Genomic DNA, 16,199 nt, shown 5'->3' with positions numbered 1-16,199 from the left:
TTGCTATGCCTGTGCTGGCCTCTTCGCGGGCTCGCCCGCTCCCACAGGATGTCCACCGACCTCAAATACTGTGGTGTTCCTGTGGGAGCGGGCGAGCCCGCGAAGAGGCCGGCACAGGCACAGCAGAGGGTTCAGACCACTGCCAACGCCACCCGCTGTACATTGGTCAGGCTCACCTCACCCACACACACCAGATTACGCAGTTTCTGCGCAATCACTTCGGCCCGGTGCCAGCTCAGGCCGCCAATGCCGACTTCGATATCCAGCCAGTCTTCCTGCTGGCTGACGTGCACGCTGTGCGGGGTCAGGAACTGCAGGGCAAACAGGTTGAGCACGCGGCACAGGCTGTCGGGCTCGGCGTCGGCCTGCAGGCGGTAGTGCACGGTGCTGTGGGCGTTGCTGGCAGCCCAGGCGTCGGTACGGGGTTGTGCGTTCATGCTGGTCTCCGCAAATGTGGGAGAAATTCTTGCACGTCAGTGGCGGCATTTTTTCGCTATGATCTGATCATTTCGCTGTATTGATGAATTGATCAATTCAAATAACGCCGCTCAGGAGATTGAACAATGCATAGCGAGCTGGACGCTTACGACCGCCGCATTCTCGAACTGCTGCAAGAGGACGCTTCGCTGTCCAGCGCGCAGGTCGCCGAACGCGTAGGGCTGTCGCAATCGCCGTGCTGGCGGCGCATACAACGCTTGAAGGAAGAGGGGGTGATTCGCGGCCAGGTGACCTTGCTGGACCGCAAGAAGGTCGGCCTGAACACGCAGATTTTCGCCGAGGTGAAGCTCAACGCTCACGGGCGCTCCAACTTCACCGAGTTCACCGAGGCGATCCGCGGGTTTCCGGAGGTGCTTGAGTGTTACGTGCTGATGGGGGCGGTGGACTTTCTGCTGCGCATCGTCACGTCGGATATCGAGGCCTACGAGCGGTTCTTCTTCGAAAAGCTGTCGAACGTGCCAGGCATTCAGGAAGTGAACTCCATTGTGGCGCTGTCCGAGATCAAGTCCACCACCAGCCTGCCGCTGTCGCGGTGAGGCCATTCGCGGCGCCGAACCGCCGCGAAATGGCGACGCGGTATCAAGCCTTGATCAGGTGCTTCCAGCCGCGGCTCTGATCCACTGCCCGGGCCTGTTCGATACGCGCTTCCAGCACTTCATCGCTGATCGGCAGTTCGGCCAGCTCGTGCAGCTTTTTCAGGTCGCCATACAGGCGGTCCATCTGCGGCGCTTCCAGCACCTGGCGGGCGTGGTGCAGCCAGCCCAGCAGTTGCTCGATACGTGGCAGCTGCTCGGCCAGGTCTTCCGGGCGCTGGGTGTACAGCGGCAGCTTCAACGCACGGCCTTCCTCCCCCAGCAGGTGAGCCAGCCAGCTGGCCAGCTGCGCCTTGCCCTGACGTTCGCCACGGCCTTTGCGCTCCACGGTCCAGGCGCGGGCCAGCAGCCAGCGCGAGGTTTCCAGCGAGAACTGGCCCCAGCGCACGTCTTCCAGCTCTTCGGCAAACTGCTCGGGCGCGGCGCGGCGGATGTCTTCGTCGTCGTTGCCGGCCTGCACCAGCGGGCGCCAGTCTTCCAGCAGGGCATCGAGGCTGCTGCGCAGGTCACGGGTGCTGGCACGCGGCGCGGCCTGGCCAAGGCTGGCGGTGAGGGCGCGCAGTTCGCTCAGGCACTCGACCCAGTCCTGCAGCAGGCGCCAGTGGCCGTTGTGGCGGTACTGCTCGGCCAGGCGCTGGCTGCTGCCCAGCAGTTGCCAGGCCAATGCGGCGTAGGCGTCGTCCAGGGCCATTTCGGCTTCCAGCTCGGTGTGCGGCAGGCCCAGCTCGTAGCTGTCCGGCTCCAGCAGGCGGTAGCCACGCTCTGCCTTGCTGATGTCGCAGGGCATCAGCGGCAGGCTGGCGGCCAGCTCGGCGGCCAGCTCCAACAGCGCTTGCGGGTCACCTTCGCGCAGTTCCAGCTCCAGCTCGCAGATCTCTTCCTTGCGCTTGCCGGCAATCACGAAGCCTTGGTCCAGCGCGGCCTCGATCACGACTTTGCTCTTGCCACGGCCCCAGGCGATTTCGGCGTATTCACGGCTGAAGTCGGTGGTGAACAGCGGCTTGATGGTTTTCTTGTCCAGGCCTGCCAGTTGCTCGGGCCAGCAGGTGGCGTCCAGCTTCTTCAGATCGAGCTTGACCTTGTCCAGGTTCCATTCGTACTCGTTGCGCTCGGACAGGCCGGCCACGCTGGTGCCGCGGCACTTGAGGGTCTGGATGACGGCATCGCCATCGCGGCGCAGGCGCAGGGCGACACGGGCGGCGGACAGCTCACGCTCGGGGGTGTCGAAGTACTGGTTGAGCAGTTCACGGGTCTGCCAGCCGGACTTGTTGCGCTTTTTCAGCAGAGGGTGCTCGCGCAGGGCGGCAAGGGTCTCGCGGCTGGCGCGGAGCTTCAGTTCGGTTTCTTTGTGCATCACAGACTCGAAAGAGGGGCGTGGTTGGCGGAGAGTCTACAGCAGTCAGCCGCCAACGGTTTATTCCAGACGGCGGATAGTCCTATGATGGGCAACGCTTCCGAGGAGTTTGCGCATGCCGTTGCCGACGCTGAAAGACCAGTTTGCCGCCTTGATCGCCGCGCCTTCGGTCAGTTGCACCCAGCCCGCGCTGGACCAGTCCAACCGCCAGGTCATCGACCTGCTGGCGGGGTGGCTGGGCGACCTGGGCTTCACATGCGACATCCAGCAGGTCACGCCGGGCAAGTTCAACCTCCTGGCCAGCCGTGGCAGCGGCCCGGGTGGGCTGGTGCTGGCCGGGCACAGCGACACTGTGCCCTATGACGAACAACTGTGGGCCAGCGACCCGTTGAAGCTGACCGAGGTCGATGGCCGCTGGGTCGGCCTGGGCAGTTGCGACATGAAGGGCTTTTTTGCCTTGGTCATCGAAGCCGTCATCCCGCTGCTGGAGCACGATTTCAAGCAACCACTGCTGATCCTCGCCACCTGCGACGAAGAAAGCTCCATGTCCGGTGCCCGCGCCCTGGCCGAGGCCGGCCAGCCGCTGGGCCGTGCGGCGGTCATCGGCGAGCCTACCGGGCTACGGCCGATCCGCATGCACAAGGGCATTCTCATGGACCGCATCGACATCCTCGGACGCAGCGGCCATTCGTCGGACCCGAACCTGGGCCGCAGCGCCATGGAGGCCATGCATGCGGTAATGGGCGAGCTGATGGGCCTGCGCCAGCAATGGCAACAAACCTATCGCAACCCACAGTTCACCGTGCCGACCCCGACCATGAACTTTGGCTGCATCCACGGCGGCGACAACCCCAACCGCATCTGCGGCCAGTGTGCGCTTGAATTCGACCTGCGACCGTTGCCGGGCATGGATGTAGAGCAACTGCGCGCAGCCATTCGCGAGAAGTTGGTGCCCGTGGCCGAGCGCCATGATGTGCGCATCGACTACGCGCCACTTTTCCCGGAGGTGCCGCCGTTCGAGCAGGCTGCCGATGCCGAGCTGGTGCAAGTGGCGGAACGCCTGACCGGCCATCGCGCCGAAGCGGTGGCGTTCGGCACCGAAGCGCCTTATCTTCAGCAGCTGGGCTGCCAGACCATCGTGCTGGGCCCTGGCGACATCGCCTGTGCCCACCAGCCCGGCGAATACCTTGAAATGTCACGAATCGAGCCTACCGTGCGTCTATTGCGTGACCTGATCCGGCACTATTGCCTGCACTAAACGTCAATCGAGTTGATTCGTTCCTGCCTAGAGGAGACCGCGCGTGACCGCAAGCCTGTTCCGACGATGATATTGAACGCCCCTTGTATCGCCGTTCTCCGTCCACTTATTCACAGGCCCTGTCATGCCCGACTACGTCAACTGGCTGCGTCATGCCTCCCCGTACATCAATGCCCATCGCGACTGCACCTTCGTGGTCATGCTCCCTGGCGATGGGGTGGAACACCCTAATTTCGGCAACATCGTCCACGACCTGGTGTTGCTGCACAGCCTTGGCGTGCGTCTGGTGCTGGTGCATGGCTCGCGCCCGCAGATCGAAAGCCGCCTGGCCGATCGCGGGCTGACCCCGCACTACCACCATGGCCTGCGTATTACCGATGCCGCCACCCTGGACTGCGTGATCGATGCCGTAGGCGCCCTGCGCCTGGCCATCGAGGCACGCCTGTCGATGGACATCGCCGCGTCGCCGATGCAGGGCTCGCGCCTGCGCGTGGCCTCCGGCAACCTGGTTACCGCACGGCCGATCGGCGTGCTCGAAGGGGTGGACTACCACCACACCGGTGAGGTGCGCCGGGTCGACCGCAAGGGCATCAGCCGCCTGCTCGACGAGCGCTCCATCGTGCTGCTGTCACCGCTGGGCTACTCGCCCACCGGGGAAATCTTCAACCTGGCCTGCGAAGACGTGGCTACCCGTGCCGCCATCGAACTGGGGGCCGACAAGTTGCTGCTGTTCGGCGCCGAGCCGGGCCTGCTGGACGCGGACGGCAAGCTTGTGCGTGAACTGCGCCCGCAGCAGGTTGCCCCGCACCTGCAGCGCCTGGGCAGCGACTACCAGGGCGAGCTGCTGGACGCCGCCGCCGAGGCCTGCAAGGGCGGCGTGGCCCGCAGCCACATTGTCAGTTATGCCGAGGACGGCGCGCTGCTGACCGAGCTGTTCACCCGTGGTGGTGGCGGTACGCTGGTGTCGCAGGAGCAGTTCGAAGTGGTGCGTGAGGCGACCATCGAGGATGTGGGCGGCTTGCTGGAGCTGATCAGCCCGCTGGAAGAACAGGGCATCCTGGTGCGCCGCTCGCGTGAGGTGCTGGAGCGGGAGATCGAGCAGTTCAGCGTGGTGGAGCGCGAGGGCATGATCATCGCCTGTGCGGCTCTGTACCCGATTGCCGACTCCGAGGCAGGGGAACTGGCATGCCTGGCGGTGAACCCGGAATATCGCCACGGCGGGCGCGGGGATGAATTGCTGGAGCGCATCGAGAGCCGGGCGCGGCAGATGGGTTTGAACACCCTGTTTGTGCTGACGACGCGTACTGCGCACTGGTTCCGCGAGCGCGGTTTTGCACCCAGCGGCGTGGAGCGCCTGCCATCGGCGCGGGCATCGCTGTACAACTACCAGCGCAACTCGAAGATTTTCGAGAAACCCCTGTAAGCCTGTGCCGGCCTCTTCGCGGGCTCGCCCGCTCCCACAGGGTAATCTGCAGGGCTGAAGCCTGTGGTCTTCCTGTGGGAGCGGGCGTGCCCGCGAAGCAGGCGACACCGGTCTAAAACAAAAACGCCGCCCTTGTGGGCGGCGTTTTTTTTACACGGTGTGCAGGTACCAGTTGTACTCGAGGTCGGAGATCGAGTGCTCGAACTCCTCCAGCTCGCTTTCCTTGCACGCGACAAAGATGTCGATGTACTTCGGATCGATGTACTTGTTGAGGATCTCGCTGTCGTCCAGCTCGCGCAGGGCATCGCGCAGGTTGTTCGGCAGGCTCTGCTCCAGCTGCTCGTACGAGTTGCCTTCGATCGGCTTGCCCGGCTCGATCTTGTTGGTCAGGCCATGGTGAACGCCAGCCAGCACGGCCGCCATCATCAGGTACGGGTTGGCATCGGCGCCGGCTACCCGGTGCTCGAGGCGCACGGCATCGGCAGAGCCTGTTGGCACACGCAGCGCTACGGTGCGGTTGTCCAGGCCCCAGCTTGGCGCGTTCGGTACATAGAACTGCGCGCCAAAGCGGCGGTACGAGTTGACGTTCGGGCAAAGGAACGCCATGGACGCGGGCAGGGTCTCGAGCACACCGCCGACAGCGTGACGTAGCGCGGCGTTCTGCTCGGGATCCTCGCTGGTGAAGATGTTGTGGCCATCTTTGTCCAGCACGGAAATGTGTACATGCAGGCCGTTGCCTGCCTGGCCCGGGTAGGGCTTGGCCATGAAGGTGGTGTCCATTTCATGGTCGTAGGCGATGTTCTTGATCAACCGCTTGAGCAGTACCGCGTAATCGCAGGCCTTGAGCGGGTCGGGCACGTGGTGCAGGTTGACTTCGAACTGCGCCGGGGCGCTTTCCTTGACGATGGCGTCGGCCGGGATGCCTTGTTCTTTCGCGCCTTCAAGGATGTCCTGCAGGCAGTCGGCATATTCGTCGAGGTCGTCGATCAGGTACACCTGGGTCGACTGCGGGCGTTTGCCCGAAATTGGCGAGCGCGGCGGCTGTGGGCGGCCGTTCACGTTCTCCTGGTCGATCAGGTAGAACTCCAGCTCGAATGCAGCGCAGATGGTAAGGCCCAGTTCGTCGAACTTGCTCACTACCTGACGCAGCACTTCACGAGGGTCGGCGAAGAACGGCTCGCCTTCGATCTCGTGCATGGTCATCAGCAGTTGGGCAGTGGGGCGCTTTTGCCACGGCTCATTACAGAGCGTGTCGGGGATCGGGTAGCAGATGCGGTCAGCATCGCCGATGTCCAGGCCAAGCCCGGTGCTTTCGACGGTGGAACCGTTGATGTCCAGGGCGAAGAGGGAGGCCGGCAGGTTGATGCCTTTCTCGTAAACCTTGTGGAGGCTGGTGCGCTCAATGCGCTTGCCACGCACCACACCATTCATATCTGCAATCAGAAGGTCAACGTAGAGAACCTCAGGATGTTCCTTAAGGAACGCGTTCGCTTCGTTAAGCTGAACGGCACGCGGGGGTACCGACATGATGCAACACCTTTGTTGTTAAAAATATCAATCAAGGGGGGCTTGCAGGACCAGTCAATCGAAAAGCCATACTGATGTCAAGCCAACCCCATGATGCCCTGAAATGGCACATCTACGGCAGATTTGCTGCAAATCGGGGCGTGCCATTATCCGCTATTTCACGTGTGAAGGGCTATCTCAAGCGTACCGTCTTTTATTTTTTACGCGGGTGTTGTGTAAAAAAATGAACAAGGCTAAGCTCGGTCACAACCCAGAACACAATAATACGAGGGTCACATGGTCCGCTTGCCGCGACCTGAAAGCACTGCCTGCGCAGTGCCAACAGGTACCTCTGTCGTTTTTGCAAGCTTCGTCAATGGCGTGGTCGCCCTGGCCGCAATAATTGACGTTTGGCGTTTCCGGGCCCGCCCTCGTAGCGGCTTGCCGCCCTTCGCTTCGTCTTCCTGCCCTTCGAACTCATTACGGACACACTTGTTTTCAGTGTATCCACTGCGGCGCTGCGCGGGGGTTTTTGCTTTAGCAATCTACTCCATCCAGAATCAATGCGCGGCCCACCTTACCTCCTGAGGTATTTATGAGTAACAACCTCGACCAGCTCACCGATTGGTTGAAAGAGCACAAGATCACCGAAGTCGAATGCATGATCAGTGACCTGACCGGCATCACGCGCGGCAAGATTTCGCCCACCAACAAATTCATCGCCGAAAAAGGCATGCGCCTGCCCGAGAGCGTGCTGCTGCAGACTGTGACCGGCGACTACGTCGACGACGACATCTATTACGAACTGCTCGACCCGGCCGACATCGACATGATCTGCCGCCCCGACGAGAATGCCGTGTTCCTTGTACCGTGGGCCATCGAGCCGACTGCGCAGGTGATCCACGACACCTACGACAAGAAGGGCAACCCGGTCGAACTGTCGCCACGCAACGTCTTGAAGAAAGTCCTCAAGCTCTACGCCGACAAGGGCTGGCAGCCGATTGTCGCGCCTGAGATGGAGTTCTACCTGACCAAGCGCAGCGAAGACCCGGACTTCCCGTTACAGCCCCCGGTAGGCCGTTCGGGCCGCCCGGAAACCGGCCGCCAGTCGTTCTCGATCGAAGCCGCCAACGAATTCGACCCGCTGTTCGAAGACGTCTACGACTGGTGCGAACTACAGCAGCTGGACCTGGACACGCTGATCCACGAAGACGGCACGGCGCAGATGGAAATCAACTTCCGTCACGGCGACGCCCTGCACCTGGCCGACCAGATCCTGGTGTTCAAGCGCACCATGCGCGAGGCGGCGCTCAAGCACAACGTGGCTGCCACCTTCATGGCCAAGCCGATGACCGGCGAGCCGGGCAGTGCCATGCACCTGCACCAGAGCGTGGTCGACGTGGCCACCGGCAAGAACATCTTCAGCAATGAAGACGGCAGCATGAGCGAGCTGTTCCTCCACCACATCGGTGGCCTGCAGAAGTTCATCCCCGAGGCACTGCCGCTGTTCGCCCCCAACGTCAACTCGTTCCGCCGCTTCCTGCCCGACACTTCGGCGCCGGTGAACGTGGAGTGGGGCGAAGAAAACCGCACTGTCGGCCTGCGCGTACCGGATGCCGGCCCGCAAAGCCGCCGGGTCGAGAACCGCCTGCCGGGCGCCGACGCCAACCCATACCTGGCCATTGCTGCCAGCCTGCTGTGTGGCTACATCGGCATGGTCGAAGGCATTCAGGCCAGCGCGCCGGTGCAGGGCCGTGGCTACGAACGCCGTAACCTGCGCTTGCCGCTGACCATCGAAGACGCCCTGGAGCGCATGGAAAACAGCCGTGCGCTGGTGCAGTACCTGGGCAAGAAGTTCATCACCGGCTACGTCGCAACCAAGCGCGCCGAGCATGAAAACTTCAAGCGTGTCATCAGTTCCTGGGAGCGAGAGTTCCTGCTGTTCGCTGTCTGATAAACCCTGGGGCCGCTGGAGCGCGGCTGTCGAACAACGGAGAAGCACATGAGCACCAACAACCCGCAAACCCGTGAATGGCAAACCCTGAGCGGGGAGCACCATCTCGCACCTTTCAGTGACTACAAGCAGCTGAAGGAGAAGGGGCCGCGCATCATCACCAAGGCCCAGGGGGTGCATTTGTGGGACAGCGAGGGGCACAAGATCCTCGACGGCATGGCGGGCCTGTGGTGCGTGGCGGTGGGTTACGGCCGTGAAGAGCTGGTTCAGGCAGCAGAAAAGCAGATGCGCGAGCTGCCGTACTACAACCTGTTCTTCCAGACGGCCCACCCGCCTGCACTGGAACTGGCCAAGGCCATTACCGATGTGGCGCCCGAGGGCATGACCCATGTGTTCTTCACCGGCTCCGGCTCCGAAGGCAACGACACCGTGCTGCGCATGGTGCGCCACTACTGGGCGTTGAAGGGCAAGCCGCACAAGCAGACCATCATCGGCCGTATCAACGGCTACCACGGCTCCACCTTCGCCGGTGCTTGCCTGGGCGGCATGAGCGGCATGCACGAGCAGGGCGGCCTGCCGATCCCGGGCATCGTGCACATCCCGCAGCCGTACTGGTTCGGCGAAGGCGGTGACATGACCCCGGATGCGTTCGGTATCTGGGCGGCCGAACAGCTGGAGAAGAAAATCCTCGAAGTCGGCGAAGACAACGTCGCCGCCTTCATCGCCGAGCCTATCCAGGGCGCAGGCGGCGTGATCATCCCGCCGGAAACCTACTGGCCGAAGGTGAAGGAGATTCTCGCCAAGTACGACATCCTGTTCGTTGCCGACGAAGTCATCTGTGGTTTCGGCCGTACCGGCGAGTGGTTCGGCTCTGATTACTACGACCTCAAGCCCGACCTGATGACCATCGCCAAGGGCCTGACCTCCGGTTACATCCCCATGGGCGGTGTGATCGTGCGTGACAAAGTGGCCAAGGTGATCAGCGAAGGCGGTGACTTCAACCACGGCTTCACCTATTCGGGCCACCCGGTAGCGGCGGCGGTGGGCCTGGAAAACCTGCGCATCCTGCGCGACGAGCAAATTGTCGAGAAGGCGCGTACTGAAGCGGCACCGTATTTGCAAAAGCGTTTGCGTGAGCTGCAGGACCACCCGCTGGTGGGTGAAGTGCGCGGCCTTGGCATGCTTGGCGCGATCGAGCTGGTGAAAGACAAGGCCACCCGCAGCCGTTACGAGGGCAAGGGCGTGGGCATGATCTGCCGCACCTTCTGCTTCGAAAACGGCCTGATCATGCGTGCGGTGGGTGACACCATGATCATCGCGCCGCCGCTGGTCATCAGCCATGCGGAAATCGACGAACTGGTGGAAAAGGCACGCAAATGCCTCGACTTGACCCTTGAGGCGATTCGGTAGGCATTTGCTAGGCTAGCGATGTGACATTAAGTCGTTACAAGGCTCTGCTTTCCTTGAAACAGAGCCTCGTAACTTGCCAGACTAGCGACTGATTCAGTCGCCGCGCGCTCTGCACCGTAGGTCCTGGCTGCTGAACAGATGGCTAAATAAAAATTCTGGAGCATGACGCATGAATAAAATGGGCAAGACGTTGCTGGCCGCAGCCCTGATGGGTGCCATGGCTACTGCTGCACAGGCTGACGACAAGGTGTTGAACGTCTACAACTGGTCGGACTACATCGCGCCGGACACCATCGCCAAGTTCGAGAAGCAGACCGGTTTCAAGGTCAAGTACGACGTCTTCGACAGCAACGAAACCCTCGAAGCCAAGCTGCTGGCAGGCAAGTCGGGCTACGACATCGTGGTGCCGTCCAACAACTTCCTGGCCAAGCAGATCAAGGCGGGGGTTTACGAGGAACTGGACCGTTCCAAGCTGGCTAACTGGAAAAACCTCGATCCGGACCTGCTCAAAGCCGTTGGCGATGCCAGCGACAAGGACAACAAGCACGCCTTCCCGTACATGTGGGGCTCGATCGGCATCGGCTACAACCCGGAGAAGGTCAAGGCCGCGCTGGGCGTGGACAAGATCGACTCGTGGGACGTCGTGTTCAAGCCTGAGAACATTGCCAAGCTCAAAAGCTGCGGTGTGAGCTTCCTGGATGCACCGACCGAAATGATCCCGGCCGCGCTGCACTACCTGGGCCTGCCGAGCGACAGCACCAAGAAAGAAGACCTGAAGGCCGCCGAGGACCTGTTCCTCAAGATTCGTCCTTCGATCACCTATTTCCACTCCTCCAAGTACATCGGCGACATGGCCAACGGCAACATCTGTGTAGCCGTCGGTTACTCGGGTGACCTGGAGCAGTCCAAGGCACGTGCCCACGAAGCCGGCGACAAAGTCAAAGTGGACTACGTCATTCCGAAGGAAGGCGCCGGTACTTTCTACGACATGGTGGCCATCCCGAAAGATGCCGAGCACAAGGATGAGGCCTACCAGTTCATGAACTTCCTGCTGCAGCCGGAAATCATGGCCGAGATCACCAACGCCGTGCGCTTCCCGAACGGCAACCAGGCTGCCACTGCGCTGGTGGATAAAGACATCAGCGGTGACCCGAGCATTTACCCGCCTGCCGAAGTGAAGAAGCAGCTGTACGCAATCGCTGCGCCTGACGCTTCTGTGCAGCGTGTGATCACCCGCAGCTGGACCAAGATCAAATCGGGCAAATAAGCCCGATGCGACACCTCTGGGCCGGGCTTTACCGGCCCAGAGCCAGTGAAAGGCAATTGTTGATTGCGGCATCGAAGCTGCGAAGGTAAGTTGCGCGCCGGTTTTGCGTGTGCGGCAGCATTGTCGCGACCCAGGCACTGATTGTGAGGAGCACCCACTTGTCTATTTCTGTATTCCGCAAGGCCTTGATGGCCGGTGCGGGCCTGACGCTGGCATGCAGCGTCCAAGCGGCGCCTACGGTGCACTTTTACAACTGGTCCGACTATATCGGCCCGACCACACTCGCGGACTTCGAGAAAGCAACGGGCATCAAGCCCGTGCAGGACGTGTTCGACTCCAACGAAACCCTGGAAGGCAAGCTGCTGGCCGGTAACACCGGCTATGACGTGGTAGTGCCGTCCAACCATTTCCTCGGCAAGCAGATCAAGGCGGGCGCGTTCCAGAAGCTCGACAAGAGCCTGCTGCCCAATTATGCCAACCTGGATCCGGCGTTGATGAAACGCCTGGAAAAGAACGACCCGGGCAACCAGTACGCCGTGCCTTACCTGTGGGGCACCAACGGCATCGGTTACAACGTCGACAAGGTGAAGGCCGCGCTGGGCGTGGACACCATCGACTCCTGGGCCGTGCTGTTCGAACCCGAGAACATGAAGAAACTCTCCAAGTGCGGCGTGGCCTTCCTCGACTCGGCGGACGAAATGCTGCCGGCGGTGCTCAACTACATGGGCCTCAACCCCAACAGCACCGACCCCAAGGACTATGCAAAAGCCGAGCAGAAGCTGCTGGCCGTGCGCCCGTACGTGACCTACTTCCACTCGTCCAAGTACATCACCGACCTGGCCAACGGCGACATCTGCGTCGCGGCAGGCTTCTCGGGCGATATCTTCCAGGCCAAGGCCCGCGCTGAAGAAGCGAAGAAGGGCGTGAACCTGGCCTACGCCATTCCCAAGGAAGGCGGCAACCTCTGGTTCGACGTGCTGGCGATCCCCGCCGACGCCAAGAACGTCAAAGAGGCCCACGCCTTCATCAACTATTTGCTGAAACCTGAGGTTATCGCCCAGGTCAGTGATTACGTCGGTTACGCCAACCCGAACCCCAAGGCTGGCGACCTGATGGACCAGGCCGTGAGGACTGACGCTGCGGTTTACCCACCGCAGGAAGTGCTGGACAAGATGTTCGTGAATTCAGAGTTGCCGCCCAAGGTGCAACGTTTGATGACCCGTAGCTGGACCAAGGTCAAGTCGGGCAAGTAACAATCCAGGCCCGCCGCCCAAGCAGGGGCGGGCACACAAATCTTGTTGGGAGTTTCACTCATGGCAGTTGCCTCCGGTGCCTATAAGAAAGCCCTCGAGGGTGGCCAGCAACCCAAGCAGGTGCTGGTCAAAATCGACCGGGTCACGAAGAAGTTCGACGAAACCATCGCCGTAGACGATGTGTCACTGGAAATCCGCAAAGGCGAGATCTTCGCCCTGCTGGGTGGCTCCGGTTCCGGCAAATCGACCCTGCTGCGCATGCTGGCCGGCTTCGAGCGCCCTACCGAAGGGCGGATCCTGCTCGACGGCGTCGACATCACCGACATGCCGCCCTACGAGCGGCCTATCAACATGATGTTCCAGTCCTACGCCCTGTTCCCACACATGACCGTGGCACAGAACATCGCCTTCGGCCTGCAGCAGGACAAGCTGCCCAAGGCTGACATCGACGCCCGCGTGGCCGAGATGCTCAAGCTGGTGCACATGACCCAGTACGCCAAGCGCAAGCCGCACCAGCTGTCCGGTGGACAGCGTCAGCGCGTAGCCCTGGCCCGCTCCCTGGCCAAGCGCCCCAAGCTGCTGCTGCTCGACGAGCCGATGGGTGCGCTGGACAAGAAACTGCGTTCGCAGATGCAGCTGGAACTGGTAGAGATCATCGAACGCGTGGGCGTGACCTGCGTGATGGTGACCCACGACCAGGAAGAGGCCATGACCATGGCCCAGCGCATTGCCATCATGCACCTGGGCTGGATTGCCCAGATCGGCTCGCCCGTGGACATCTACGAAACGCCGACCAGCCGCCTGGTGTGCGAGTTCATCGGTAACGTCAACCTCTTCGAAGGTGATGTGGTCGATGATGCCGAAGGCTACGCGATCATTGCCAGCCCGGAGCTTGAGCGCAAGATCTACGTGGGCCACGGCATCACCACCTCGGTGGAAGACAAGCACATCACCTACGCGCTGCGCCCGGAAAAGCTGCTGGTAACCACCAAACAGCCGGATTTCGAGCACAACTGGTCGCGCGGCAAGGTGCACGACATCGCCTACCTGGGTGGCCACTCGGTGTTCTACGTGGAGTTGCCGAGCGGCAAGGTTGTGCAGTCGTTCGTCGCCAACGCCGAGCGCCAGGGTACCCGCCCGACCTGGGGCGATGAAGTGTACGTGTGGTGGGAAGACGACAGCGGCGTGGTACTGCGGTCATGAAACTGCGCAAGCTCAAGCGAGCCTTCCAGCGCCTGACCCCGCGGGGGCGGCACGTGGTGATCGGCGTGCCGTTCATCTGGCTGTTCCTGTTCTTCATGCTGCCGTTCTTCATCGTGCTGAAGATCAGCTTCGCCGAAGCCGACGTGGCGATCCCGCCGTATACCGAGATCTACAGCTACGTCGAAGACAAGATCCAGTTGGTGCTCAACCTGGCCAACTATGGTTTGTTGACCGAGGATGAGCTGTACCTCTCGGCTTACCTGGGCTCGTTGAAGATGGCGTTCTTCAGCACCCTGCTGTGCCTGCTGATCGGCTTCCCTATGGCCTACGCCATTGCCAACGCCAAGAAGGAAACCCAGACCGTCCTGCTGCTGCTGATCATGATGCCGACCTGGACCGCGATCCTGATCCGCGTCTATGCCTGGATGGGCATTCTCAGCAACAACGGCCTGCTCAACGGCTTCCTGATGTGGACCGGGTTGATCGACCAGCCGCTGCAGATCCTCAACACCAACCTGGCGGTGTACATCGGTGTGGTCTATTCGTACCTGCCGTTCATGATCCTGCCGCTGTTCGCCAACCTGGTGAAGCATGACCCGAGCCTGCTCGAGGCTGCATCCGACCTGGGTTCGAGCACCTTCAACAGCTTCTGGAAAATTACCGTGCCGCTGTCGAAAAACGGCATCATCGCCGGCTGCATGCTGGTGTTCATCCCGGTGGTGGGCGAGTTCGTGATCCCTGAACTGCTCGGCGGCCCGGAAACCCTGATGATCGGTAAAGTGCTGTGGCAGGAGTTCTTCAACAACCGTGACTGGCCGGTAGCCTCTGCGCTTGCGGTAGTGATGCTGGCGATCCTGATTGTGCCGATCCTGCTGTTCAACCGCAGCCAGGCCAAAGAAATGGAGGGCCGCGCATGAAACGCTTCAGTTTCTCCAAGCTGATGCTGGTGCTCGGCTTGCTGTTCATCTACCTGCCGATGCTGATCCTGGTGATCTACTCGTTCAACGCCTCCAAACTGGTGACAGTGTGGGGGGGCTGGTCGATCAAGTGGTACGTCGGCCTGCTCGACAACACCCAGTTGATGGGGTCGGTGATGCGCTCGCTGGAAATCGCCTGCTACACGGCGGTGGCGGCGGTGGCGCTGGGTACGCTGGCGGCCTTCGTGCTGACCCGGGTCACCCGCTTCAAGGGCCGTACGCTGTTCGGTGGCCTGGTCACCGCGCCGCTGGTAATGCCTGAAGTGATCACCGGTCTGTCGCTGTTGCTGCTGTTCGTGGCCATGGCGCAGATGATCGGCTGGCCGCAGGAGCGCGGTATCGTCACTATCTGGATCGCCCACACCACGTTCTGTGCGGCGTATGTGGCGGTGGTTGTATCGGCGCGGCTGCGTGAGCTGGACCTGTCGATCGAAGAAGCGGCAATGGACCTGGGTGCCAAGCCGTGGAAGGTGTTCTTCCTGATCACCATCCCGATGATCGCGCCGTCACTGGCGGCGGGCGGCATGATGTCGTTCGCGCTGTCGCTGGACGACCTGGTGCTGGCCAGCTTCGTGTCCGGCCCGGGTTCGACCACCTTGCCGATGGAAGTGTTCTCGGCAGTGCGCCTGGGCGTGAAGCCGGAGATCAACGCCGTGGCCAGCCTGATCCTGCTGTCGGTGTCGCTGGTGACCTTCTTTGTCTGGTACTTCAGCCGCCGCAGCGAAGAGCGTCGTCGCAAGGCGATTCAGCAGGCGATCGAGGAAGGCGCTGCGGCCAACGCTTCGCAGCCGCAGGTCAAGCGCCCGACACAGGTAGCTGCGTCGGCCTGACCCGGCCCTTTCGCGGCGGTTCGGCCCTTTCGCGCCGAACCGCCGCGAAGGCTCCAGCATCGAATCAAAGCCATACTGCATCCCAGTGTGGATATTCCCGGACACTTCTGACCAATCCAGCCCTCAACGGATTGGCAACAATGTACCGGGCTACATGCACCATGCTTTCCTCCCTTCTCAATGCCCGGTCCTGATACCCAGGCTGCCATACCGGGTCGTGGTCAACCCCTGCCTGATGTAATGCGCGACTGGAGCGGGACTTGAACCTGCGCATCAGGGTGCCCAATGTTGTTCCTTTCAGCTCGATCAGCGAATGCAGATGGTCTGGCATCAGCACCCACGCCAGTGAGCGGCAGGCGTGCTCCTGATCGGTTTGCCGCAATTGGTGAATGACTAACCGGGCGTGGTGGAAGTCATCGAATAGCGGCTTGCGCTGATGGGTAACGGTGGTCAGCAGATAGAGCCTGCCAAGCTCTGAATAGCGACCACGACGAAGTAGATGGGATTGGGCTCTGGGCATCAGATTCTTCCTTGAATAGCGATCCACCTCCCAAGGTAGTGGCTGTATTGCACTCCCAGGGAAGCAGATGATTTCTGGATATGGCAGGACCGGCCCTTTCGCGGGTGAACCCGCTCCCACAGGTACTGCACAGGATTCAGCCTATGCACGAGC

The 16,199-nt window shown here is 61.6% G+C and carries 14 protein-coding genes; 10 read left to right on the top strand and 4 right to left on the bottom strand.

The window, feature by feature from the left end; genetic code table 11:
- Positions 1 to 131 precede the first annotated feature (131 nt).
- Entirely contained in the window at positions 132 to 437 is a 306-nt protein-coding gene (locus WF331_RS13600; protein WP_016502151.1) for a hypothetical protein, read from the bottom strand.
- A 126-nt stretch (positions 438 to 563) separates the two neighbouring features.
- Here WF331_RS13600 and WF331_RS13595 point away from each other — a divergent pair, with 126 nt between their 5' ends.
- Entirely contained in the window at positions 564 to 1,034 is a 471-nt protein-coding gene (locus WF331_RS13595; protein WP_016502150.1) for an Lrp/AsnC family transcriptional regulator, read from the top strand.
- Between the two features lie 43 nt (positions 1,035 to 1,077).
- Here WF331_RS13595 and WF331_RS13590 read toward each other — a convergent pair whose 3' ends face one another.
- Positions 1,078 to 2,445, bottom strand: a complete 1,368-nt coding sequence (locus tag WF331_RS13590) for a CYTH domain-containing protein (protein ID WP_016502149.1) — start codon at positions 2,443 to 2,445, stop codon at positions 1,078 to 1,080.
- Between the two features lie 115 nt (positions 2,446 to 2,560).
- Between WF331_RS13590 and argE the strand changes: the two genes are divergently transcribed.
- Together argE and argA are read left to right on the top strand one after the other, a co-directional pair.
- Positions 2,561 to 3,703, top strand: coding sequence for an acetylornithine deacetylase (gene argE / locus WF331_RS13585; RefSeq protein WP_019473412.1), 1,143 nt, complete (start codon positions 2,561 to 2,563; stop codon positions 3,701 to 3,703).
- A 124-nt stretch (positions 3,704 to 3,827) separates the two neighbouring features.
- Complete coding sequence (argA, locus tag WF331_RS13580; RefSeq protein ID WP_016502147.1) at positions 3,828 to 5,126, top strand: amino-acid N-acetyltransferase; 1,299 nt, start codon at positions 3,828 to 3,830, stop codon at positions 5,124 to 5,126.
- A 150-nt stretch (positions 5,127 to 5,276) separates the two neighbouring features.
- Here argA and WF331_RS13575 read toward each other — a convergent pair whose 3' ends face one another.
- Positions 5,277 to 6,653, bottom strand: a complete 1,377-nt coding sequence (locus WF331_RS13575) for a glutamine synthetase family protein (RefSeq protein WP_016502146.1) — start codon at positions 6,651 to 6,653, stop codon at positions 5,277 to 5,279.
- A 574-nt stretch (positions 6,654 to 7,227) separates the two neighbouring features.
- Between WF331_RS13575 and WF331_RS13570 the strand changes: the two genes are divergently transcribed.
- The 7 genes from WF331_RS13570 (at position 7,228) to WF331_RS13540 (ending at position 15,526) form a co-directional block, all read left to right on the top strand.
- Entirely contained in the window at positions 7,228 to 8,586 is a 1,359-nt protein-coding gene (locus tag WF331_RS13570) for a glutamine synthetase family protein (protein ID WP_016502145.1), read from the top strand.
- Positions 8,587 to 8,634: 48 nt separating this feature from the next.
- Positions 8,635 to 9,996: an aspartate aminotransferase family protein gene (locus WF331_RS13565; protein WP_016502144.1), complete on the top strand. Its 1,362-nt coding sequence runs from the start codon at positions 8,635 to 8,637 to the stop codon at positions 9,994 to 9,996.
- A 169-nt stretch (positions 9,997 to 10,165) separates the two neighbouring features.
- Complete coding sequence (locus tag WF331_RS13560; protein WP_340622996.1) at positions 10,166 to 11,263, top strand: polyamine ABC transporter substrate-binding protein; 1,098 nt, start codon at positions 10,166 to 10,168, stop codon at positions 11,261 to 11,263.
- A gap of 158 nt (positions 11,264 to 11,421) precedes the next feature.
- On the top strand, positions 11,422 to 12,516 hold the full coding sequence (locus WF331_RS13555; RefSeq protein ID WP_041167936.1) for a polyamine ABC transporter substrate-binding protein: 1,095 nt from the start codon (positions 11,422 to 11,424) through the stop codon (positions 12,514 to 12,516).
- Positions 12,517 to 12,576: 60 nt separating this feature from the next.
- Positions 12,577 to 13,719, top strand: a complete 1,143-nt coding sequence (potA, locus tag WF331_RS13550; protein ID WP_016502141.1) for a polyamine ABC transporter ATP-binding protein — start codon at positions 12,577 to 12,579, stop codon at positions 13,717 to 13,719.
- Positions 13,716 to 14,636: an ABC transporter permease subunit gene (locus tag WF331_RS13545; protein ID WP_016489722.1), complete on the top strand. Its 921-nt coding sequence runs from the start codon at positions 13,716 to 13,718 to the stop codon at positions 14,634 to 14,636. Before potA ends, WF331_RS13545 begins: the two co-directional genes overlap by 4 nt.
- Positions 14,633 to 15,526 carry an ABC transporter permease subunit gene (locus WF331_RS13540; protein ID WP_016489721.1) on the top strand — a complete coding sequence of 298 codons (894 nt, stop codon included), beginning with the start codon at positions 14,633 to 14,635 and terminating at the stop codon, positions 15,524 to 15,526. Before WF331_RS13545 ends, WF331_RS13540 begins: the two co-directional genes overlap by 4 nt.
- Positions 15,527 to 15,590: 64 nt before the next feature.
- Here the strand turns inward: WF331_RS13540 and WF331_RS13535 are convergent, their stop codons facing one another.
- Entirely contained in the window at positions 15,591 to 16,046 is a 456-nt protein-coding gene (locus WF331_RS13535; protein WP_197898195.1) for an REP-associated tyrosine transposase, read from the bottom strand.
- Between the last annotated feature and the right edge of the window lie 153 nt (positions 16,047 to 16,199).

The sequence above is a fragment of the Pseudomonas sp. YNh genome (assembly GCF_037993085.1).
GTDB classification, from domain to species: domain Bacteria; phylum Pseudomonadota; class Gammaproteobacteria; order Pseudomonadales; family Pseudomonadaceae; genus Aquipseudomonas; species Aquipseudomonas putida.
The sequence above is the reverse complement of the archived record's forward strand: the minus strand, read 5'-3'. Positions and strand labels throughout refer to the sequence as shown.